Origin of the sequence: Actinomadura rubrisoli (genome assembly GCF_004349215.1) — a bacterium.
In the GTDB taxonomy this organism is placed as follows: Bacteria; Actinomycetota; Actinomycetes; order Streptosporangiales; family Streptosporangiaceae; genus Spirillospora; species Spirillospora rubrisoli.
Genome location: NZ_SMKU01000014.1, coordinates 38,505 through 59,864, shown reverse-complemented (window position 1 = coordinate 59,864; position 21,360 = coordinate 38,505). Strand labels below are relative to the sequence as shown.

At 68.5% G+C, this 21,360-nt stretch carries 20 protein-coding genes; 13 read left to right on the top strand and 7 right to left on the bottom strand.

Going from position 1 to position 21,360, the window contains the following annotated elements; all coding sequences use genetic code 11:
• Together E1298_RS05805 and E1298_RS05800 are read left to right on the top strand one after the other, a co-directional pair.
• The coding region (locus E1298_RS05805) for a peptidase inhibitor family I36 protein (RefSeq protein WP_131889710.1) at positions 1–809 on the top strand (809 nt) is incomplete at its 5' end.
• Between the two features lie 33 nt (positions 810–842).
• On the top strand, positions 843–1,781 hold the full coding sequence (locus E1298_RS05800) for a peptidase inhibitor family I36 protein (protein ID WP_131889709.1): 939 nt from the start codon (positions 843–845) through the stop codon (positions 1,779–1,781).
• A 43-nt stretch (positions 1,782–1,824) separates the two neighbouring features.
• Here the strand turns inward: E1298_RS05800 and E1298_RS49310 are convergent, their stop codons facing one another.
• Entirely contained in the window at positions 1,825–2,463 is a 639-nt protein-coding gene (locus tag E1298_RS49310) for an alpha/beta fold hydrolase (protein WP_207944465.1), read from the bottom strand.
• Positions 2,464–2,595: 132 nt separating this feature from the next.
• Between E1298_RS49310 and E1298_RS50185 the strand changes: the two genes are divergently transcribed.
• Positions 2,596–3,618: a DUF4238 domain-containing protein gene (locus E1298_RS50185; RefSeq protein ID WP_243725411.1), complete on the top strand. Its 1,023-nt coding sequence runs from the start codon at positions 2,596–2,598 to the stop codon at positions 3,616–3,618.
• 723 nt (positions 3,619–4,341) lie between these two features.
• Positions 4,342–4,506, top strand: a complete 165-nt coding sequence (locus E1298_RS49305) for a helix-turn-helix domain-containing protein (RefSeq protein ID WP_279497820.1) — start codon at positions 4,342–4,344, stop codon at positions 4,504–4,506.
• Between the two features lie 210 nt (positions 4,507–4,716).
• Here E1298_RS49305 and E1298_RS51730 read toward each other — a convergent pair whose 3' ends face one another.
• Positions 4,717–4,881 carry a LamB/YcsF family protein gene (locus E1298_RS51730; RefSeq protein ID WP_424923069.1) on the bottom strand — a complete coding sequence of 55 codons (165 nt, stop codon included), beginning with the start codon at positions 4,879–4,881 and terminating at the stop codon, positions 4,717–4,719.
• Between the two features lie 455 nt (positions 4,882–5,336).
• Between E1298_RS51730 and E1298_RS05770 the strand changes: the two genes are divergently transcribed.
• Entirely contained in the window at positions 5,337–6,194 is an 858-nt protein-coding gene (locus E1298_RS05770; protein WP_131889706.1) for an NAD(P)H-binding protein, read from the top strand.
• Positions 6,195–6,525: 331 nt separating this feature from the next.
• Here E1298_RS05770 and E1298_RS05760 read toward each other — a convergent pair whose 3' ends face one another.
• The 4 genes from E1298_RS05760 to E1298_RS05745 all read right to left on the bottom strand — a co-directional run bounded on the left by E1298_RS05760 (position 6,526) and on the right by E1298_RS05745 (position 11,820).
• Complete coding sequence (locus tag E1298_RS05760) at positions 6,526–8,313, bottom strand: ABC transporter ATP-binding protein (RefSeq protein ID WP_131889705.1); 1,788 nt, start codon at positions 8,311–8,313, stop codon at positions 6,526–6,528.
• Positions 8,310–9,185: an ABC transporter permease gene (locus E1298_RS05755; RefSeq protein ID WP_131889704.1), complete on the bottom strand. Its 876-nt coding sequence runs from the start codon at positions 9,183–9,185 to the stop codon at positions 8,310–8,312. The genes E1298_RS05760 and E1298_RS05755 overlap by 4 nt, the downstream gene beginning before the upstream one ends.
• A gap of 21 nt (positions 9,186–9,206) precedes the next feature.
• Positions 9,207–10,214, bottom strand: a complete 1,008-nt coding sequence (locus tag E1298_RS05750; protein ID WP_131889703.1) for an ABC transporter permease — start codon at positions 10,212–10,214, stop codon at positions 9,207–9,209.
• A gap of 205 nt (positions 10,215–10,419) precedes the next feature.
• Positions 10,420–11,820: an ABC transporter substrate-binding protein gene (locus E1298_RS05745; protein ID WP_165975321.1), complete on the bottom strand. Its 1,401-nt coding sequence runs from the start codon at positions 11,818–11,820 to the stop codon at positions 10,420–10,422.
• A gap of 471 nt (positions 11,821–12,291) precedes the next feature.
• Between E1298_RS05745 and E1298_RS05740 the strand changes: the two genes are divergently transcribed.
• From E1298_RS05740 to E1298_RS51115, 8 genes are all read left to right on the top strand, one after another.
• On the top strand, positions 12,292–12,975 hold the full coding sequence (locus E1298_RS05740; protein ID WP_131889701.1) for a GntR family transcriptional regulator: 684 nt from the start codon (positions 12,292–12,294) through the stop codon (positions 12,973–12,975).
• A 116-nt stretch (positions 12,976–13,091) separates the two neighbouring features.
• On the top strand, positions 13,092–14,243 hold the full coding sequence (locus E1298_RS05735; RefSeq protein ID WP_131889700.1) for a thiolase family protein: 1,152 nt from the start codon (positions 13,092–13,094) through the stop codon (positions 14,241–14,243).
• Positions 14,240–14,668 carry a Zn-ribbon domain-containing OB-fold protein gene (locus E1298_RS05730; protein ID WP_165975320.1) on the top strand — a complete coding sequence of 143 codons (429 nt, stop codon included), beginning with the start codon at positions 14,240–14,242 and terminating at the stop codon, positions 14,666–14,668. Before E1298_RS05735 ends, E1298_RS05730 begins: the two co-directional genes overlap by 4 nt.
• Complete coding sequence (locus E1298_RS05725; RefSeq protein ID WP_131889698.1) at positions 14,665–15,465, top strand: enoyl-CoA hydratase/isomerase family protein; 801 nt, start codon at positions 14,665–14,667, stop codon at positions 15,463–15,465. Before E1298_RS05730 ends, E1298_RS05725 begins: the two co-directional genes overlap by 4 nt.
• Positions 15,462–16,232 carry a DUF4286 family protein gene (locus E1298_RS05720; protein ID WP_131889697.1) on the top strand — a complete coding sequence of 257 codons (771 nt, stop codon included), beginning with the start codon at positions 15,462–15,464 and terminating at the stop codon, positions 16,230–16,232. Before E1298_RS05725 ends, E1298_RS05720 begins: the two co-directional genes overlap by 4 nt.
• Before the next feature lie 12 nt (positions 16,233–16,244).
• Entirely contained in the window at positions 16,245–17,138 is an 894-nt protein-coding gene (locus E1298_RS05715; RefSeq protein ID WP_131889696.1) for an amidohydrolase family protein, read from the top strand.
• A gap of 3 nt (positions 17,139–17,141) precedes the next feature.
• A complete protein-coding gene (locus E1298_RS05710; protein WP_131889695.1) occupies positions 17,142–19,508 on the top strand; it encodes a CoA transferase in 2,367 nt (788 codons plus the stop codon).
• Positions 19,509–19,618: 110 nt separating this feature from the next.
• Positions 19,619–19,750, top strand: coding sequence for a hypothetical protein (locus E1298_RS51115; RefSeq protein ID WP_279497818.1), 132 nt, complete (start codon positions 19,619–19,621; stop codon positions 19,748–19,750).
• 15 nt (positions 19,751–19,765) lie between these two features.
• On the opposite strand, the gene E1298_RS05705 is transcribed toward E1298_RS51115, so the two are convergent.
• Positions 19,766–21,220 carry an aldehyde dehydrogenase family protein gene (locus E1298_RS05705; protein ID WP_165975319.1) on the bottom strand — a complete coding sequence of 485 codons (1,455 nt, stop codon included), beginning with the start codon at positions 21,218–21,220 and terminating at the stop codon, positions 19,766–19,768.
• Positions 21,221–21,360 lie beyond the last annotated feature (140 nt).

The following is a 21,360-nucleotide window of genomic DNA, read 5'->3' as shown; positions in this document are numbered from 1 at the left end:
CGCCCGCCTCGGCGGCGGCGCGCAACGGGAAATGCGAGAACGGCGAGTTCTGCTACTACTACAGCAGCAACAACAAGGGTTCGGTCTCGGACTTCAAGAACTCGGTCGCCGACTACGACGACAAGCAGCCGACGTGCTACGACTTCAAGGGGCCGGGCGCAGGCAAGGGCAAGTGCATCAAGAACAACGCGGCCTCGGTATGGAACCGCACCGGCAAGACCGTCCGGGTGTACTACAACAGCAACTACAAAGGCCCCCACCAGGACTTCAAGAAGGGCACCAAGGGCAACCTGAACCCCAGACTGAAGAAGCAGAACGCCTCACACGAGTTCGCGCCGAAGAAGCGCGTGAACATGTCGTACGCGCTCTACAAGACCCGCGGCGGACGGCTCACCTGCCCCTTCGACGGCTACCACGGCAGGTCCGGCCGGCATGAGGGCATCGACTTCGCCCGCAGCCGCGGCTCGAACGTCTACGCCCTGCTGGACGGCAAGATCACCCGCATTCACGAAGGGCACAACGGCTCGTCGGGGCTCTCCACGATCGCCATCTACAACACCAAGCTGAGGAAGACGGTGATCTACCTGCACACCGATCCGCGCAACTCCCTGCGCGCCGGCCAGTCGATCAAGAAGGGCCAGGTCATCGGCGACGAGGCGTGGCGCGGAGTGTCGTCAAGCTCGGCCACGCACACCCACGTCGAAATGCGCCCCGAGCGGCACACGCACGCGTCCCCGAGCAGCGATGAGCGGCTGGACAACCCGAACCCGAACGCGTTCTGGCGCAGCCAGGGTTACAACGTCCGATAACGCCAACGATCCTTTATGGAAAGGAGGACGACCGTGTCCACACGAATCTTACGGCTGGTCTCACGGCTCACCGCGGTGACCACCGCGCTGGTTCTCGGCGGGACGATGCTCGCCGTCACCGCGGCGCCCGCCTCGGCGGCGGCGCGCAACGGGAAATGCGAGAACGGCGAGTTCTGCTACTACTACAGCAGCAACAACAAGGGTTCGGTCTCGGACTTCAAGAACTCGGTCGCCGACTACGACGACAAGCAGCCGACGTGCTACGACTTCAAGGGGCCGGGCGCAGGCAAGGGCAAGTGCATCAAGAACAACGCGACCTCAGTGTGGAACCGCACCGGCAAGACCGTCCGGGTGCACTACAACAGCAACTACAAAGGCCCCCACCAGGACTTCAAGAAGGGCACCAAGGGCAACCTGAACTCCAGGCTGAAGAAGCAGAACGCTTCGCACAACCTGCTGGACCCCGGATGCAAGACGGACGCCACGAACTCCAAGCCGCCCTCGACGATCCTCGTGTACATGAGGTCCCAGAAGCAAGTGAAGCGGGTGAAGTTCAAGGACTACGTCAAGAACGTCCTGCCCAACGAGTGGTTTGCGAGTTGGCCGAAGGAATCCCTGCGGGCCGGGGCGATGGCCGTCAAGAGCTACGGCTGGTACTGGGCTCTGCACTCGACGCGCAAGACGTCGTGGGGCGCGTGCTTCGACGTCTACGACGACGTGTCGAGCCAGGTGTACAAGCCCGGATCCGCGCTGCCGTCGACGAGCGCCGCGGTGGACGCGACGTGGAAGACCCGGATGACCCGCGGCGGGAAGATCCTCCAGGCCCAGTACTGCACGACCTCGACGGCGTGCCCCGCCTGGCGGGACGGGCACTGGATGTCGCAGTACGGCTCCCGTGACAAGGCCAGGGCGGGCTGGAACCACTCCAAGATCCTGAAGCACTACTACCGGAACATCGCTCTCCGGCGCTGACCCGGAGACCGTCCGACCGAAGGGGTGTCCAGGGCCGGCGCGTTCACAACGTGACCGCCGCCCTGGACACCCCTCTCCCCATGGAGAACCCCGCCCTCACCGGGCGGGAGGAGGGGCGTTGCGGACGAAGTCGATGACGAGCCGGTTTGAACTCGGCGGCGTGCTCGATCATCGCCCAGTGCCCGCAGCGGTTGAGGACCACCAGGCGGCTCTCGGGGATGGCGGAGAGCAGGAAGAGCGAGGTCTCGAACGGCACGGCCCGGGTCGTCGCGGCCGTGGATGAGGAGGGTGGGGAACTCGATGCCGGGCAGCCGCTCCGGTTCGGCCCAGATCGGGAGCGGCGCGCCCTCCGGCACCCCCGCGCCGTAGTTGCGCAGTGCTCAGGGTTGGTCTCCCGGATGCCTCCGTCGACGGCGGCCCAGGTGGAGTAGTCGAGTGCGGCGCGGAGGTTGTTGATGACGTCGCCGAGTAGGGCGCTGAACGCCAGGGGCAGCGGCGCGGTGGCCTTGGTCACCGCCCATTCAACCCACACGATCGGGTTGGTCTCGTCGCCGCGTGCATTGTCGCGGCGCGCGTACTGGCGGCCCTCGCGGAGTTCCGCTTGCATGGCCTGGAGGTGCTCCAGCAGGTCGGCCGCCCGGGTAACTTTGGCGATGATGCCGTCGTCATACTCGTCCGTCATCACATGGCAGATGCCAGCCACCGCGAGGGCTCGGAACCGTCGGAATTGGAGGTTTCACTCGGACGCGGGCGGCGTGTCGGTGGGGCGTCCTAGCCTGACCTCTGCCGGATAGAACGGGTGTTGAGGGGGGACGTGCCGGAGCAGGCGAGGCGCCATCACGTCGTGTCGAAGTTCTATCTGCGGTACTTCGCCGACGAGCGTGAGCGGGTCGCAACGGTCATGTTGCCGGGTGACCGCACCTTCACCCAGAACATCGCGAACGCCTCGGTGCAGACCAACTTCTATACGGTCATCGACAACGACGGGCACGAGTCCGGCCTCGCGGAACAGGCCCTCTCCCAGATCGAGACACTCGCCGCCGACGCGTGGCGCGAACTCGCCGCCGGGGTGTGGCCGCTCCCCGAGGAGCACCGGGTCGCCATGGCCGCGTGGTTGGCGCTGCAACTCCTGCGCGGTGGCGGGGTGCGGAACTCCATGAGCGAGATCGCAACCCACGCGCTCCTCCTCGAAACGATCATAGGCGGACGCCGACGGGTGCGCGAGGCCCTCGCCGCCTCAGGCGAACCGGCCGACGACGACACCGTCGACCGCGAATGGGTCGACCTCTTCAAGAACCCGCTCCGCGCGCGGGTCCACGCGAACCACCACGTGCGGCACCTGGCGCAGTTGCTGCCTCGCGTCACGCAGTCACTCCTAGACCGCTCCTGGATGCTCACCGTGTTCCAGCGGAAGGCCCTCGCGACCAGCGACCATCCCGTGTTTGTCGTCCCGAACGCCGACGCGACCCGGATGGGCATGGGGACCGGTGTTGAGAACGCGACCGTCCTCCATGCGCCACTGACCCGCCGCCACTCGCTGGCGATGTACCTACCATCCGCCGTGCCGCCCGAGATCTCGCCCCACGGGCGTGACGTCCGTGTTGCCGGGGTCGCCGCAGTGGCGCTATACAGCAACTCGTGCACGGTCAACAGCGCCCGCCGGTTCCTGTTCCACCACCCGGAGGACACGCCCCTCACCGGGTTCGATCTTCCGCACCCCCGCGACCGTGAGGTCGCCGTGACCGCCCAGTTGTGGGGCTGGATCCCGGAGGATGACCGGCAGGTGTTGCTCGATGCCGGGTTCGGGCCCGAGGACCTCGACACCCTCCTTGAATAGAGAGTGTCTCCAGTTGGCCGACGCCTCCCATGGCGAACTGTACGACTGGTGTTCTTCCCAGCGGCGGACGCGACGGTGCACGATACCTGGCACACGGCGGGACTGCGGCCGAACGTGTCACACGAGTGGGAGGTCGCCGGGAGGCGCTGGCCGACCTGGTCGTCGCGAGCATGCCGTCCACGCTCACCGGCAGCAGCGCCGCCGTCCACGACGTTTCCCCGTACCGCAGCACCAGGTGGTACATGTGCTTGTAGCTGATCACTGCGGCGATTCCGGCCACCACGATGACGCTGGCCGCGGAGGCCCACCGGATCACCCGGTCTATGAGGGGAAACTCTGCCCTGGCCACCGCGATCAGCCCTCTGCCTCATCGACCAGAGCTGCGGTGTTTAGTGGTACTTCGCCCAGCGGCGCCGTGTTGACGGCCGACTGGGCCAAGTACTCCGTCTGGTTGCGGAGACCGGCTATCTCCTGGCTTGAGATCCTCTGCCCCTGCGGAGCACTCTCCAACGCGGCGCCGGAACCGTCGAGCGAGGGCCTTCTTGTGCGGTCGGTGCAGGATGGCGGGCGCCGGGTGGGCTGCCAATAGGCTCCTCGGGGATGAGGATCGGCAGACGTACTCGGGAGGCAGGAGCTGAGGCCCACGTGCGACGCTTCGCGGACTCGGTTGCGCAGTGACGCGGCGCGCAACCGCCGGCGGTTGCTGGACGCCGCCGGGAGGTTCTGCGCACCGACCCGGAGAATGTGTCCGTGCCCGTCATCGCGAAGCAGGCGGGATTGTCGCCCGCGACGGCCTATCGGTACTTCTCGTCACTTGAGGAACTGCTCAAGATCTATCTGCACGACGTCATCGTCGCTCTGCGGGACTGCAGCCATGACTGCCCCTAAGACCGGGAAGGCGCTGTTCGAGGACGTCGTGCGCGAGTGGGGACGGCTGCTGACGGTTTACGGCACCGCGACGATCCATCTCCGGTCCCGCCAGGGCTTCCTGGAGCGGCCGCGCGGTGGCGACGAGGTGATCGGCGCGGTCAGGGACGCGTGGGAGCGTCCGGTGCGCAGCGTGATGCGGGCGCTGGACGTCCCCGATGACCAGTTCGACTACGCCCTGTTCCTCAACAACATCATCTTCGATCCCCGTGAGGTGCTCGACCTCACGGCGGTGGGGTCCATCGCGCGGCGCCCGAAGCCGACCAGGTCTGGGAATCCGGGGTGCGCGCTGATCCCGATGCCGCGCTGGGCGCAGGCGGCCACGGTCGCGTCCATCACTTGGGGATCACCGGGCTTGATGGACTTCGAGACCTGGCTGGAGAGGGAAGGCGCCGCCCGGTTCTCCACGTCCTGAGCGGACGGGGACGGCGGCCTCATGTGCCGTCGTTCCGGGAGCACGTCCTACGCGTCCGAGCATGGCGTGGTGGTCACCAGTTTGACCTTCGGTGGGAGGCGAATCGGCGTCCCGACCGTCGGAGTCTTCTTCAGGCAGGGCCGGTAATGCTCGCGATCTCCTCGCCTTGGCTCCGAAGGGGATTGGTCCAGGAGTGCGGTGACCAGGGGCGCGCGCAGCTCGTGCGGGGTCAGGTCCGCGGCCGACGTCGGCGGGGCAGCCGGACGGCCACAGAAGGCCAGGTGGGAACGTTCCATATGCGAGGTCCACCGGACCTGTCCTACCGTCTTGGGCAGCGGGCCCGCGTCCATCGTTCTTCCACACAAAGAGGTTCTCCATGACCATCCTGGTGACCGGAGCGACTGGCACCGTGGGCAGGCATGTGGTCGATCGGCTCGTCGCGGCCGGACGGCCCGTCCTGGCGCTCACCCGCAACCCCGAGGCCGCCGGGCTGCCCGGCGGCGTCGACGTTGTGCAGGGTGATGTGAACCGTCCGGGCGACCTGTCGTTCGACGGGGTGCAGGGGGTGTTCCTCATCCCCGGCATCTTCGACCCAGAGCACGCGACCGATCTCGCGGAAGCCTTCGTCAGCCGCGCCGTGGCGGCCGGGGTCGCCCGGATCGTGTCCCTGACCAGCTCTGGCGTCACGACACGGCGGGCCGACTTCTATGAGGTGCTGCACGCGGTGGAACAGGTCGTCGAGAAGTCCGGGGCGGACTGGACCCACGTGCGGCCCGGCGAGTTCGCCGTCAACAAGCTCGACTTCTGGGGCGAGTCCATCCGCAAGGAGGGCGTGGTCCGCAACGCCTACCCCGACGGCGTCGGGGTGCCGATCCACGAGGCCGACATCGCCGAGATCGTGACGATCGCCCTGCTGCAGGACGGTCACGCGGGTCAGGCGTACTCGTTGACCGGGCCGCAGGCGCTCACCCACCGGCAGCAGGCGGAGGCGATCGGCACCGGGCTCGGCCGTGCGATCGCGTTCGAAGCGCTGACCTACGGGCAGGCCCGCCATGCCTACATCCAGGCCGGGCTCCCACCGCAGATCGCCGAGTTCATCCTGGGCTACCAGGCCGAGTACGCCGAGGAACCCCCCGCGGTCTCACCCACGTTCGAGCAGGTGACCGGAAGGAAGGGCCGCACGCTCGCGCGGTGGGCGGCCGACCACGCCGCTGAGTTGGCCCCGGCCACCTGACCGCCGACGACATGCGGCGGGGCGGTGTTGTGGGCCTCGGCCCGCAACACCGCCCCGCCCACGCTGCTCTGCTAGCACTCGCGCTCCGCGAGCATGTGGCGCGTCCCGCGTCGTTGCCTACCGGGGTGCGGCCCCTGGCGGAGCCGAGAGACACTGCGGCGGAGACCAGGATGTCCGCCTCTGCGCTGAAGTCCAGCGTTGGTGGGGCCTGCTGGGCCTGCGCGATGACGGCGGCGACGAGGTCTTCCAGTGGGTGCTGGTCGTGGAGGAACACCGCCGCGGCCTGACTTCCGGCGATGCCATCACCACTTCCCGCTCGTGGGCGCCGGGCTCATCCTGGGAGGTCGCTCGTCTCGGTGTCGGGACGGTCGACGTCGAGTGTGTCGGCGAGGAGCCCGCGGGTGTAGGCGTGCTGCGGTGAGGTGAGCACCGACTCGACCGCTCCCGACTCCACGACGCGCCCCTGGCTCAGGACGACGACGCGGTCGCCGATGCTGCGCACCACGGCGAGGTTGTGGGTGATGAAGATCATGCTCAGCCCGTCGTCCTGCAGCGTGCGGAGCAGTTCGACGACGGATGCCTGGACGGAGACGTCGAGACCCGAGGTGACCTCGTCGCAGATCAGCAGCGAAGGGTTGCAGGCAAGGGCACGGGCGATGGCCACCCGCTGGCGTTGGCCGCCCGACAGCTCGGCGGGGTAGCGGTCCGCGAGCCGCCACGGGATCTCCACGCGCTCAAGGGCCTCCTTGGCCCTGTTGCGGGCGGCCTTGCCCCGTTCTCCGTAGAAGTGCTTCAGCGGTACCACCACCGCGGTCGCGACGGTCTCGCGGGGGTTCAGCGAACCGTAGGGGTTCTGGAAGACGTACTGGAGCTGCTGTTTGACGGCCTTGCTCCGGTCCCGCAACCGTGGCGGAAGCGGCTTCCCATTCATCTCGAAGCTGCCGGACTGCTCCTCGTGGAGCCCGATCAGGCAGCGGGACATGGTCGTCTTGCCGCTGCCCGATTCGCCCACGACCCCTAGGCACTCGCCGGGAGCGACGGTGAAGGAGATGTCGAACAAGACCTGGGTTCGGTCGTAGGAGGCGTTCAGATCCCGGACGCTGAGGACGGACGCGCTGTCCTCCCCTCTGCTCTCGACACGTCGCAGGGGCTCCTTGACCAGGCACGTCTGGTTCTGCCGAACGTGGTCGACACGGACGCAGCGTGCCGCGCTTCCCGTGGACGTGACGAGTAGCGGGGGCGCGGAGTCACGGCAGCGGTCCTCGACGAACGCGCAGCGGTCGGCGAACACGCAGCCGTCGAACTCGGCTCCGGCCGCCGGCGCCCGACCGGGGATGGAGACGAGCGGCAACCGCTGACGTGTCGACGGGACCGATTCGAGCAGCGCGATGGAGTAGGGGTGTGCGGCGGAGAGCAGGACCTCCTCGCGCGATCCGGTCTCCAGGATCTGCCCGCCGTACATCACGGTCACCAGGTCGCCGACGGCGCCGACGACCGCGAGGTCGTGCGAGACGAAGACGGCGGCCATGCCGTTGTCCGCGCAGAGACGGGCGACCATCTCCAGGACCCTCGCCTGGGTGGAGACGTCCAGGCCGGTCGTGGGCTCGTCGAAGACGATCAGCTTCGGTCCCTTGCCCACGGCCATGGCGATCGCCACTCGCTGCTGCTGGCCGCCCGAGAGCTCTTGGGGGTGGCGTCGCAGGAAGGCGTCGTCCGAGGGCAGGCCGACGGTTTCGAGGACTTGGCGGATCCTCGGCAGGTTCTCCTTCTTGGTACCGGGCATTCCCTCGGTCAGCTGGGTGCCGATCCTCATCGCCGGGTTGAGCGCCGTCGCGGGGTCCTGGGGCACGAAGCCGATGAGCTTCTGGCGCGCTTCGCGCAACTCGTTCGGTGCGAGCGCGAGCAGGTCGACACCGCCCACCACGACCTTGCCGCCGGTGATGTTCGCACCGGCCTTGGCGAAGCCGAGCAGTGCGAGCGCGACCGTGCTCTTTCCCGAGCCCGACTCGCCGACGAGACCCATGACCTGGCCGCTCTCCAGGCCGAAGGACACGTCGTCGGCGATCACGCTGCCGTCGTCGAGGGCAACGGTGAGTCCGGTGACTTCGACCGCCTTCATGAACGCGTCCCTTCAGTGCGGCCGATCACGCGTGCGGCGCCTTCGGCGAAGAGATTGCCCCCGATCGTGAACAGGGCGAGGCAGGCGGCGGGAATGAAGACCGCGAGCGGCTGGGTGGCGAGGCCGTCCTTGTTCTCGCTGACCATGAGCCCCCAGTCGGAGGCGGGTGGCTGGACGCCGAAGCCGAGGAAGCTCAGCGAGGCGAGGCCGACGACCGACCACATGAGCCTGAGCCCGATCTCCACCATGAGCGGGGAGGTCACGCTCGGCAGCACCTCCCGCATGAGGATGTGGCGGGACGAGAGCCCGATCGTCCGCGCCCACATGACGTGCTCACGTCTGATCACCGGACGCGCCGCGCCGCGCATCACGCGCGACATCCCGGGCGTCAGGCCGATCGCGACCAGGACCACCAGGATCACCCGGCTCGGCCCGACCATCGAGATGAACAGGATCGCCATGATGATCGTCGGGAACGTCAGCATCACGTCGATGATCCGCATGAGGATCGTGTCGACGATCCCGCCCGCGAAGGCCGCGATCAGCCCGATGGCGGTGCCGAGCGTCACGCCGCCGAACGTGGCGACGATGGCCATCCAGGTCAGGTTGGCTCCGCCGCTGAGGATGCGCGAGACGATGTCCCTGCCCAGCGAGTCGGCGCCGAGCAGCAGGCCGTCGCCGGGCGGTGCGTACGGCTTCGCGAGGACCGCGGTCGGCGAGTGCGGCGCGAAGAAGGGGCCGATGATCGCGAAGAGGATCATGGCGAGCAGCATGATCAGACCGAGCCGGGTCTGACGGGAGGTCAGGACGCGGCGGGTGAGATTCCTGGGCGGAGCCTGGACCACCTGCTCCCTGGGTCGCGTTCGGATCATGGCCGCACGCTCCTTCGTCTGTTAGCGAGACTTGTTCAGGGTTCCGAGCACGTCGGCGAGTTGGTTGAAGCAGAAGAACGCGACCGCCATGAGCATGATGATGGCTTGGATCATCGGCAGGTCGTGGCCGGCGACGGCGTCCACGAGCGCCGAGCCGATGCCCGGGTACGCGAACAGGTACTCGATCACGACCGAGCCCGCGATGGTGTAGGCGGCCATGATGCTCGCCGCCGGGATGCTGGGTGCGAGTGCGTTCGGCAGCGCGTGCCGGAACAGGATCCGCCGCATCGACAGGCCCTTGATGATCGCGAGTTGCACGTACTCGCTCTCCAGCACGTCGATGAAGGAGACGCGCACGAGGCGCGAGAGGTAGGTGACCCCGACGAGCACCATGACGGCGAGCGGCATCACGAGCTGCCGCGGATGCTGCCAGGGCGCGTCGCCCGGGGGGATCAGCGAGACCGGGGGAAGGACCTTGAAGACGACGGTGCCGAACAGGGCGATCACGAGGCTGCCGATGACGAAGTCGGGGGTCGCCGTCACGACGAGCGAGGTGCCCAGGTAGGACCGGTCGAACAGCTTGTCGCGGAAGACGGCCGCGAGCAGGCCGATCACGAGGGACAGCGGGATGATGAAGACCATCGCTATCGCGGTCAGCGTCGCGGAGTTGAAGACCCGTTCGGAGAGGAGCTCGGACACGGGTTGGCCGCTGACCAGGGAGTCGCCCATGTTGCCGGTGAGGACGTTCCTCAGCCATTCCCAGTACTGGCTGAGCAGCGGTTGGTCGAGGCCCAGGTTCTGATTCAGCTGGGCCACCTGGTCGGTGGACGCCCCGGGCCCGAGGATGATGTGCGCGACATCGCCGGGCATCGCCTGTGTCGCCATGAAGACGATGACGGAGATGCACCACAAGGTCACCACGCCCGTCAGGGCACGCCGGCCGATGGGCCACGCGAGGGCGGCCCGCCGGGGGCGGCTCGTGGGCGGGGCGGCCTCGACCGCGTTGCCGGTCGTTGTCTCAATAGCCATTGCAACAATCCCGTTCAACGTGTCCGGTCGTCGTTTGGGCTAGGGGGGTGTCTGCTCATGACTGTCCGGTCCGAGGGCAGCCACTGGCTCGGAACGCCATGAGCAGACGCTCCCTGGCCACGACTCCGCGGTGGCGGAACGCGGAGATGCCCCCTCGCCTCCGAGGAGGGCGAACTCCGGTTCGCGACACCGCCCTACCTGCTCATTAGTCGATGGTGACCTTGGTGAAGTCGTACAGGTTCCCCGAGGGGAATTCAGGGATGAGGCCTTGCACCTTCGAGGAGTACACGCTCACCGTGGGGTTCGTGGCGGCGAGGATGCTCGCGCCCCGCTCGTATTCGATCTTCTTCATCTTCTTCTGGATGTCGCATTGCTGCTGCGCGTCGGAGGTGGCGTAGAGCTTCTTGGCCAGCGACTCGAACTCCGGGTCGTGCCAGTGCGTGTGGTTGAGCGTGTCGTCGTTGCTGATCATTTCGGGCACGCCCTCCAGGTAAGGACGCGTGTCGTACCCGGTGTAGAACGTCCGCTTACCCCACTTCTCCAGGTAGGCGCCCAGTTCCATCTTCTGCACCTTGATGGTCACGCCGATCTTCTTGGCGTCCTCGGCCAGGATCTGGACCAGCTGGAGCATGCCGGGCTTGTTCGCCGCGGTCTCCAGGTTGATGCTGAGGTTCGACTTCCCCGCGTCCGCGAGCAGCTTCTTGGCCTGGGGGAGATCCTGGTCCCGCGGGGGGACGTCCGGCAGGCAGCGGTCGAAGCCCGAGTGGTCGTTCGCCACCTCCCCGAGGCCGTCGAAGGCGTTGGAGAGCGCGAGCTTGCGGTTGATGATCAGCCGCATCGCCTGGCGGACGCGCACGTCGTTGAAGGGCGGGGTGTCGGCGCGCATGCCGATGCTGACCTTCAGGTTCACGTCGCTCTTCATGACCTTCAGGCCAGGCGTCTTCTCGATCGTCGGGAGCGAGGTCTGGAGGATGTTGGAGCTCGCGTCGATCTGGCGGCCGATCAGCGCGTTGGTCGACGCCTCCGCGGTCTTGAAGCTGATGAGCTTGACCCTGTCGACCTTGGGCTTCGGCCCCCAGTAGTTGTCGAACCTCTTGACGACCGTCTCCCGCCCGGCGGTGAACGAGACGAGGCTGAACGGACCCGTCCCCATCGCCTGCGCGGGCTTGGATCCCTTCTTATAGAAGATGATGTTGCTGTTGGAGACGGCGAACTCGAACGGCCCGAACGGTTTGGGCAGCTTGAACCGCACCGTCAGGTCGTCCACCTTCTCGATGCCCTTCGGATCGATGAAGTCGACGTAGTTGCGCTCGATGAGCGCGTTCTTCTTGTCGAGGATCCGGTTGAAGACCGCGATGACGTCGTCCGCGCCGAACGTGCTCCCGTCGTGGAACTTGACGTTCGGACGGAGCTTGACCGTCCACTCGGTGTTGTCCTTGTTGTGCGTGATGCCGGTGGCGAGCGCCCACTGGAAACCGCCGTCCTTCGTGCGGTGGGCGAGCGGCTCGTACAGCGTGGCGTTGCGGACGTAGAAGTCCTGGGATCTCAGGTTGGAGTAAGCGTCGTTGGTGGAGATCGTGCTGGCGACCACGCCGACACGGAGCATGCCCCCGGACGCACCCCCCTGTCCCTCCGACGAGCCCGTGGAGCATGCGGCCGCGGGGCTGACGACCATGGCGAAGGCCGCAACGGGTGCGAGCACCCGGGGACCTCTCCTGTGCCCCTTGCCGACCGATCGACTCAACATCCTTCCTCCTTAGGAAGACGCTGGTGCGGGTGGGATGGGAGCTGTTGGCCGGAGCAAGGTCGGTGGGTGTCCTTGGGTGCCGTGCTCCGCGAACGTGCGGTGAACAGGAGGTCACCCTGTCCGACCGTGGTGTTTGTATGACGTACCAAATCAGACGTACTAGGCCGCGTCAACAGTGGAGAGCGCACAAGATCTGCCGAGAAGATGGCATTGTCGCTGTTCATCGGCGGTTGAGGTGCACCGTGACCGTGCCGGTGCACTAGGTGCACCGGAGGTTGATCCCGTCCCGAAGGTATGACTATATTACGTCATACAAAGTGAGGAGATGGCATGCCAGAGACCGGACCGGACCTGCGGATCGACCGCCCTGCGGAGACCGTTCCGCAACTCGTCGTGCGCAGGGTCCGGCAGGCCATCCTCGAAGGCACGCTGCTGCCGGGGCGCCGGCTCACCGAGCGTGAGCTCATGGAGCTCACCGGCGTGAGCAGGACCTCGATTCGCGAGGCGGTCCGCCATCTCCAAGCGCTGGGCCTCGTCGAGATGTCGGGCAGAAAGGGCGTGCGGGTGGCGGTGCTCGGCAGCGACGACGTCCGCCAGCTCTACGAGGTGCGTGCGGCGCTGGAGTCCGAAGCCGTGTCGCTCTTCGTCCAGCGCGCCACGGACAGCGAGGTCCTGGAACTGGTCAAGCTCACGCGGCCGGGCAAGAGCGACGACGACCAGCTCTCCGCGATCTACCATTTCGACGAGCTGTTGCTGGCGGGGGCGAGGAACGCCCTGCTGGAGTCCACCCTCGCACCGCTGCACGCCCGCATCCACGCGCTGCGCCGGCTGTCGCTCAGCGTTCCCGGACGCCGGGAGAGATCCGACCAGGAGTACCGCGACCTCGTCGCGGCGATCACGGACCGGGACGCCGAACGCGCCGTCCAACTCGCCCGGTACCACGTGGAGGCCGCGAAGGAGTCGGCGCTGGCGGCCGTCGCGAAGCTGGAAGAAGAACGAGCCTCGGGAGCCTGACCGCCCTGGGCGGGTGCCGGTTCGCCGCGTGCCCGGCCTGACCGCGCGGCGGCGCACCCCGAGAAGTCGTGCCCGACTCGGTCGGGCAAGCAATGGCCAACCGACCGGAGAGACGCATGCAGCATGAGCTAGCTGATATCGCGATCGTGGGCGTAGGGCAGTCGGACTTCCGCGCGCTCTACGCCCCCACGGATCGCCCCCGGGACGCCTACGCCCTGGCGGCCGGCGCCCTCCGGGAGGCGATCGAGGACTGCGGGATCGACAAGGACGAGATCGACGGCCTGCTCTCCTGTCGCGTGGGGTACGAGCGGCTGGCCACCGTGGCCGGCCTCAAGCACCCTCGCTTCGTCCACGATCTTGAGGGGACGGGGCGGATGAGCGGCATCGCCCTGCAAGAGGCCGTCGCGCTGATCAGGAGCGGCATGGCCGACGTGGTCGCGTGCGTCTACGGCAACAACGGGCGGTCGTCGAAGGTGAGGTACGGCGGCGACGGCGGCGGCCCGACCGCCGCCTACGACGAGATGTACGGCATGACCTCGCCGGGCGCCTACGTCGCCTTGATGTACCAGCGATATCGGAACATGTACGGGGCGGGTGAGGACGCGCTGGCGCCGCTGGCGATCAACAACCGCCGGCATGCCGCGCTCAACCCGGTCGCCGTCCTCCAGCAGGAGATCACCCGCGAGGACTACCTGGGGTCCCGGTTCATCGCCGAGCCGCTGCGACTGCTCGACTACTGCCTCATCAACGACGGTGCCGTCGCCTTCATCGTCACCTCGATGGAGCGCGCGAGATCGCTTCGCAAGCCGCCGGTGCGCGTCGCCGCGACGGCGGGCATGGCGCACGTCACCAACTACTACACGGCGGAGGACTTCTTCCACTCCGCCTGCCAGGACGTGGCGAGCCGGCTGTACGAGCAGACCGGCATCGCGCCGGAGGAGGTCGACTGCTTGCAGATCTACGACAACTTCACGCCCACCATCCTGTTCACCTTGGAGGGCTTCAACCACGCGCCGCGCGGCGAAGGGTGGCGCTGGGTCGACGAGAAGAAGATCCGCCACGACGGCCCGCGCCCGCTGAACACGGCAGGCGGGCACACCAGCGAGAGCTACATGCAGGGCTGGGCGCACCACGTCGAGTCGGTGCGCCAGCTGCGCGGCGAGGCGGGTGCCAGGCAGGTGCCCGGATGCGCGACGGTGCAGTACATGTGCGCGTCGCCGATCGTCACCTCGCACATCCTCACCAACGACGAGGCGGCCGCGCGATGAGCGCCGAGAGCTACGAGCGGCTGCTGCCGGAGATCGTCCCGGCGAACCGGCCGTACTGGGACGGCCTGGCCGAGAACGAGCTGCGGCTGCAGTCCTGCGACGCGTGCGGCGAGTACCGCTTCCCCGACAGCGAGGTGTGTCCGCGCTGCCTTTCCGGCTCCTTCAGCTGGCGCGAGGTCAGCGGGAAGGGGCGGCTGTGGTCCTGGATCAGGATGCACCAGAGGTACTTCAGCGAATTCGACGAGGTCAGGCCGTACCTGGTGGCCTACATCAAGCTCGACGAGGGTCCGGCCGTCATCAGCACGCTCGTCGAGGCGCCGGAGGAGCTCGCCCTCGACCTGCCCGTCCGCGCCGTGTTCCAGCCCGGCTTCAGCGAGCGGACGATCCTCAAGTTCGCCGTCGAGCACCCGGAGGCCGCCAAGTGAGCGCGCACGCGAACGAACAGCTCGTCCTGCACGAGGACCTCGGCGACGGCGTCGCGCGAATCACCCTCAACCGGCCGGAGAAGCGCAACGCGATGAGCCGCGCCGCGAGGTCGGCGCTGCTGGACGCCCTCGACGCCTGCCACGGGACGGCGAGGGTCATCATCCTGACCGGTGCCGGCACCGCCTTCTGCTCGGGTGTCGACCTCAAGGAGGCGGGCGAGGAGGGTACCGGGGCCGACGACACGGTCGAGGGCAGGCGGACGAGCTGGCACTCGGTCCAGGAGAAGATCCGGCACCATCCCGCGGTCGTCATCGCGGCGGTCAACGGGTTCGCTCTCGGCGGGGGCGTCACGCTGGTCAACTCCTCCGACCTCGCCATCGCGGCGCACGAGGCCCAGCTCGGCATGCCGGAGCTCGGGTTCGGCCTGTACCCCGGGCTCGCCGGGCCGTCGACCCAGCTGCGTCTCTCGCCGAAGCGCGCGGCCTGGATGGTGCTGACCACCAAGCGCATCAGCGGCACCACCGCCGCTGAGTGGGGACTCGTCAACGAGGCGGTCCCGCTGGCCGAGCTCGCCGACGCCGCCGTCGAGCTCGCCCGCGGTGTCGCGCGGTTCGACCCGGTCAGCCTCGACTGGTCGAAGCGGGCGCTGCACGAGATCCCCCAGCACATCTCGGACTGGACCACGGCGCTGCACTACGGCGAGGACGTCCGCGCGCAGATCCAGGCCCGAAGCGACGTCCTCTCCGACGGCGCGGCGACCTACCGCCGGGCCGTGGGCAAGAACGGAGGGCAATGACAGCGGCACCCTTCTCCAGCAGCTTCCTGTACTGGATCTCCCTCGACTTCGCCGGCTCGGACCCGGCGGACGTCGCGCGGTTCAACCGGTTCTACGACGAGACGCACATTCCCGAGGTCCTCGCGAGGTATCCGGGCTTCGCGTCCGCGCACCGCTACGCACTCCAGAGGCAGGACGCGCGGGGTGACCTCGGCGGGGCGTACCTGGCCGCCTACGAGGTCGAGAGCGAGCAGGCGGCCACCGCATACCTCGCCCAGACGACCGCCGCCGAGGGCACCCGTCCCGCCTACAGCGACGACCCGCCGCTCTGGCCGGAGCTGCTCACCCACCGATGGCGGGTGATCTACGAGAAGGACGCGGAGACCTCGCCCTCGACGGGCACCCCGGGCGCGATCTACATCATCGGGATCGACCCGCCGGCGGACGTCGGCGACGAGCTGGCCGCATTCGACGACTTCTACACCAACGTCCACATGCCTGAGGCAACGGCCGTCGGCGGCTTCAGCCGAGGGACCAAGTACACGTTGCGGCACGCACTGGAGCACCCGGAACCCGGCTGCCCGCGCTACCTCGCCGTCTACGAGCTGGCGGGCGCCACCGACGAGCAGGTCCACGCGACGCTGCGCACATTGATAGAGGCGGACACCTGGACGCCGGGCCCCGCCTCCTGGGCCAGGCACACGACGCCGTGGCGGCTCTGGTACCGGAACGTCTCGTTCACTCCGCGGGCGCCGTCTCCGGCCGGAGCGACCGTTCGGCGACCTTGATGAGGGAGAGGCATGTTCATCCTCGACACCCAGATCCATATGTTCCTGCCCAACACCCCGGACCGGCCCTGGCCGGACATCGGCGAGACCTACACCGGGAAACCTGAGTCCACGCCGAAGCAGATCCTGCCCAGGATGGACGAACTCGGCATCGACGCCGTGGCGATCGTCCCGGCCATCTGGGCGGGGAACGACAACTCGCCGCAGCTCGCCTGGGCCGCTGAGCACCCCGGACGGTTCGGCGTGATGGGCAGGTTCGACCTCTGGGACCCGGACCGGGAGCGCATCGAGCACTGGTTCGACAACCCCTGGATGCGCGGCATCCGGATGAGCTACCCGGATTTCCGCGGACGCGACTGGATCGACGTCGACACGTTTCCGTGGTTCTGGGAGGCCGCGGAACGGCTCGGCATTCCCCTGATGCTGCTGATCTACGGCCCCGAGGTCCGCAAGGTCGCCGCGATCGCGGAGCGGCACCCCGACCTGCGGCTGATCGTCGACCACATGGGCCTGATCATCGGTGACCCGCTGACCCAGGACCTCTGGGCGCACATCGACGACATCTTCCCGCTCGTGAAGTACCCGAACGTCTACATGAAGTACTCCGCGATCCCCGACTACACGGCCGAGCCGTACCCCTATCCGTCGCTGACCCCGACGCTGCGCCGTGTCTACGACGCGTACGGGCCGCAGCGGCTCATGTGGGCCTCGGACACGACGCGGGTGCGCGGGGCGACCTGGCGGGAGAACCTCGACCACGTGCGGTACACGCTCGACTTCCTCAGCGAGGAGGACAAGGTCTGGATACTCGGCCGGACGGCGGCCACCGTGCTGAACTGGCCCCGTCCCGAGGGCGGCTGGGAGTGGGAGCGCTCCGATCCGGGCGCCACCGAGTCGGCGCGCTAGCCGATGACACGACCAGACGAGGAGCTGGACGGCGACCGGCGGCACGGCCCGGATACGGCGCTGCGGGTCGTCGAGCTCTCCAGCGGCGTGGCCGCGAAGGTCTGCGGCAGGCTCCTGGCCGGGCTGGGACACGACGTGATCCTGTGCGAGCCGCCCGGCGGGGACGCGCTGAGGACGCAGGGACCCCTGGACGAGCACGGCGTCGGCTTCGCCTTCTCCAGCCTCGACGCGGACAAGCGCAGCGTGGTCGTCGATCTGGACACGACGGACGGCCGGACGGCACTGGGCCACCTACTGGACCGTGCCGACCTCCTGCTCACCGACCTCGGCCCCGCCCGGGCACGTGCCGTCGGCCTGACCGCGCCGGAGATCCGCGGCGCCTGGCCGGGCCTCGTCGCCGTGAGCATCACGGCGGCGGGCCTGGACGACCCGCGCTCGGACCACCCCGGCGACAGCCTGCTCGCCGAGTGCTACGGCGGCCTCGCCTCGATGATCGGCGAGCCGGACCGTCCCCCGTTGAGCCTCGGCGGGGAACAGGCGGCGCACGCCGCCGCCTTCGCGGGCTTCCTCGGCGGCATGCTCGCCCTCCGCCGCCGCGCGCACGTCGCGCAGGGCGATGTCGTCGACGTCGCCCTGTGCGATGTCGCGGCGTACATCGACTGGAAGAGCGACATCGAGACCACCGTCGCCGGTACCGCGCCGACGCGCACGGGGGCCACCGCGGGGCAGTGGCGGATCGTCCGCGCGGCCGACGGCTGGGTCGGCATCATCTTCCAGCCCGAGCAGTGGGACCTGCTGATCGAACTCGCCGGCGAGTCGGCGCCGGCGTCGGCCCCCGATCAGGAGCAGGGGTGGCCGGTGATCGAGAGGTGGGCGGCACGTCTGCCCAAGCGGACGGTCTACGAGCGCGCGCAGGCGCTGGGACTCGCCGTCGGCTTCAGCGCCGACCTGGGCGACCTGCATGGCGACCGGCAGTACGGGTCGCGCAGCTTCTTCCGCGGGCCGCGCCAGGACGGGAGAACGGTCGCACCCGTCGGGCCCCCGGCTCGCGCCGAGGGACTGCCGTGGCGCTCCGGACCGCCACCAGCGCTCGGTGACGGGGGACTAGCAGCGCAGGCGTGGAAGCACGCCGGGCGGCAACCGCCGTCGACACCGACCGTCCACACGCCTGTTCCAGCCCCTCGTGAGGGGTCGTCCCCCCGGAACGGATCTGTGGCGCCGCTCGCGGGCGTGACCGTTCTCGACCTCGGGACGATCACGGCGGGCGCGGCCACCGGACGCCTTCTCGCCGACTACGGCGCCACGGTGATCAAGGTCGAGTCGGCGAGCCATCCGGACCCGTTCCGGCAATGGCCGGTGGCGGGCCAACCCCCGAGCGCGAACGGTCGGGACATCTCGCCCATGTTCGAGTCCAACAACGCGGGCAAGCTGGCTGTGGTGCTGGAGCTCAAGACCGAGGCCGGTCGCGAAATGCTGCACCGGCTGGCCGCCCGGGCGGACGTCGTGATCGAGAACTTCACCGTGGGCGTGACCAAGCGGCTGGGGGCCGACTTCGAAACCCTGCGCGCGGTCAACCCGCGGCTCGTCTACCTCTCCCTGTCCAGCCAGGGGCAGAACGGCCCCGAAGCCGGCCGCAGGTCGTACGGGTCGACGCTCGACCTCCTGTCAGGGCTGGCCTCCGTGACGGGATACCTGGGCGGCGGGCCGATGTGGTCGTCCGCCGAGGTCAACTATCCCGACCAAGCGGCATCCCTCTTCGGCGCCGGCCTGGTCGCGTACTGCCTGGAACGCGGCGTCCGCGACGTCCACCTGGACCTCTCGCAGCGCGAGCTCATCAGCTGGACCCTGGCCGACCGGATCGCCGAGCACACGGCGACGGGCGCGCTTCCCGTACCCACCGGTAACCGGCGCCCCAGCGGTACCCCCCACGACGTCTACCCCTGCGCGGGTGACGGCCAATGGGTCGCGGTCGCGTGCCGCCGTCAGGCCGAACGGGACGCGCTGGCGGGACTCGTCGCGCCCGAGGAGCTGACGGGGAGATCCGAGGAGTGGTGGTGGGAGCACGAGGCTCTCGTGGACGAGCTGATCGGGGTGTGGACCCGCGTTCGTCCGCGGGCGGAATGCGCCCGCGCCCTGACCGAGGCGGGAGTGGCCAACGCGCCGGTGCTCTCGGCGGCCGAGCGCGGGCGCGAACCACGGTTTCGTGAGCGACGGGTCTTCTTGGGCGACGGCGACTCCCGCCGCAAGGGGTTCCCGCTCACGATGCGCGGCTACGTTCCGCCGGACCCGGCTCCGGCACCGGCCCTGGGGCAAGACCAGGAGGCAGTGCTCGCGGACCCGAGCCTCACCGGCGGGAAGGAAACACCATGACGATCAACAAGGTCTATCCCTCGGCAGCGGCCCGTACCGCTCCACCACCCTGATCGAGAACTGCCAGGTCAACAGATCGAGTTCCCACCCGGCGCGAGGGCCGCGACATCGTGCTCCACTCGGAGAACGGCGTCCTCGGCTGGCAGGAGGGCCGCTTCCTCCTCGAAACCGTCGCACCCGGCTTCGGTTTCGAGGAGGTCGCGGCCCTGACCGAGCGGGACGTCGCCCTGCCCTCCGGGTAGGTCACCCCGAGTACGTCACCGGACGTCGATCGCGAGGGTCTTGACCTGGCTGAACTCGTCGATGACCCAGCGTCCGCCAAGCCGGCCCCGACCAGACCGCCGTCCGGCCGCGCCACCGAACGGCAGGCTGAACTCCCAGTAGTTGGAGGAGTCGTTGACCACGACCAGCCCGCAGTCGATGCGCTCGCCTATCTGGAAGCCCTTGGAGAGGTCGGTCGTGAACAGCGAGCCGACGAGCCCGTAATCGCCGGCGTTCGCGGCCGCGACCATGTCCTCCTCGTCGTCGAAGACCGACAGCGAGGCGACCGGGCCGAAGGTCTCTTCGGTGAAGAGGGCGGCGTCACGACCGACGGAGGTGACGACAGTGGGCGGGAAGAAGAAGCCGTCCCGGTCCTGGATCCGCTCACCCCCGGTCACGACGTCCGCACCGTGCTCCTGGGCGTCCTCGATCAACCGGTCGTACCGAGCGATGCTGGACTCCAAGTGGACCGGACCCATGGTGACCCCGGGATCCAGCGGGGACCCCAGAACCGTGTCCGCGGCGCGTTTCGCGAGCCGCCGGGTGAGCTCGTCCGCGCACGACGCCGCCACCAGCACCTTGCCGGCGGCACTGCACACCTGGCCGGCGTTCCAGAACGCCGCGTTCGAGATCGCCGCCGCGGCGACTTCGAGGTCGGCATCACCGAGAACCACGATGGGCGAGTTTCCGCCCAGCTCCAGCAGGAGCTTCTTGTCCCAGGCCGATTTGGCGATGGATTGCCCGGTCCCGCTGCCACCGGTAAAGCCGACCGCGACAATTCCCGGGTGCGTCACCAGATGGCTGGCGACCGCGACCTCGTTCGTGATCACCAACTGCAGCAATTCCTGCGGAAAATCCGCCGCGAGGAGGATTTCCCGGAACTTCGCCGCCACGACGGCCGTGGTGGGAGCCGGCTTCCACACCACGGCGTTGCCGGACGCGAGGGCCGGGCCGAGATACTCGACCGGAATGTTCACCGGGAAGTTCCACGGGGTGATGACCGCCCATACGCCCAGTCCCTCGCGGCGCACGATCGTCCGCTTGTTCGCGTCCTGCACCTGCGGCGTCTCCCCGCCCAGGGCGAGAACCGACTCCGCGGCCATCTCCAGCCCGCGGACCGCGAACAGTATCTCGCCGCGGGCCTCGGCAATCGGCTTGCCGTGTTCGGTGGAGAGCACCTCGGCGAGTTCCTCGTGCGAGGCGAGCAGCACCTGGGCGGCTGAGCGACACCATTCGGCGCGGGTGGCCGGCCGTGTGTCGCGAGTCCTGCGGAAGGCCGCCCCGGCGCTGGCGACGGCGGCATCCACGTCGCTTGTCGAGGCCGCCGCCAAGGTGGCGAACGACCGGCCCGTGGCGGGGTTGATCGCCGGGTACTGCGTGTCGCTTTCGCGCCACGATCCGTCGATCCAGGACGTGAAGAAGCCAGCAGGCGAAGGCACGGTAAATGTCACGACGATCCCTTCCTAGGTGCCTTTATTCTACCCATTCCTCGGCCAAGTGAATAGGGGCGGAGAGAATGAACTTGCCGGGACGGCGGCCGCAACGAGGGCGTCACCCAGCGGGACCCCGGCGCGCAGCACGCGGCGGCCTA

Bases quoted from the DNA above. Each gene is read 5' to 3' on its own strand.
- E1298_RS49310 (WP_207944465.1), bottom strand. From the start codon at position 2,463: ATGACGGACGAGTATGACGACGGCATCATCGCCAAAGTTACCCGGGCG.
- E1298_RS51730 (WP_424923069.1), bottom strand. From the start codon at position 4,881: ATGGACGCGACCGTGGCCGCCTGCGCCCAGCGCGGCATCGGGATCAGC.
- E1298_RS05770 (WP_131889706.1), top strand. From the start codon at position 5,337: ATGACCATCCTGGTGACCGGAGCGACTGGCACCGTGGGCAGGCATGTG.
- E1298_RS05760 (WP_131889705.1), bottom strand. From the start codon at position 8,313: ATGAAGGCGGTCGAAGTCACCGGACTCACCGTTGCCCTCGACGACGGC.
- E1298_RS05755 (WP_131889704.1), bottom strand. From the start codon at position 9,185: ATGATCCGAACGCGACCCAGGGAGCAGGTGGTCCAGGCTCCGCCCAGG.
- E1298_RS05750 (WP_131889703.1), bottom strand. From the start codon at position 10,214: ATGGCTATTGAGACAACGACCGGCAACGCGGTCGAGGCCGCCCCGCCC.
- E1298_RS05745 (WP_165975321.1), bottom strand. From the start codon at position 11,820: ATGCTCCGTGTCGGCGTGGTCGCCAGCACGATCTCCACCAACGACGCT.
- E1298_RS05740 (WP_131889701.1), top strand. From the start codon at position 12,292: ATGCCAGAGACCGGACCGGACCTGCGGATCGACCGCCCTGCGGAGACC.
- E1298_RS05735 (WP_131889700.1), top strand. From the start codon at position 13,092: ATGCAGCATGAGCTAGCTGATATCGCGATCGTGGGCGTAGGGCAGTCG.
- E1298_RS05730 (WP_165975320.1), top strand. From the start codon at position 14,240: ATGAGCGCCGAGAGCTACGAGCGGCTGCTGCCGGAGATCGTCCCGGCG.
- E1298_RS05720 (WP_131889697.1), top strand. From the start codon at position 15,462: ATGACAGCGGCACCCTTCTCCAGCAGCTTCCTGTACTGGATCTCCCTC.
- E1298_RS05715 (WP_131889696.1), top strand. From the start codon at position 16,245: ATGTTCATCCTCGACACCCAGATCCATATGTTCCTGCCCAACACCCCG.
- E1298_RS05710 (WP_131889695.1), top strand. From the start codon at position 17,142: ATGACACGACCAGACGAGGAGCTGGACGGCGACCGGCGGCACGGCCCG.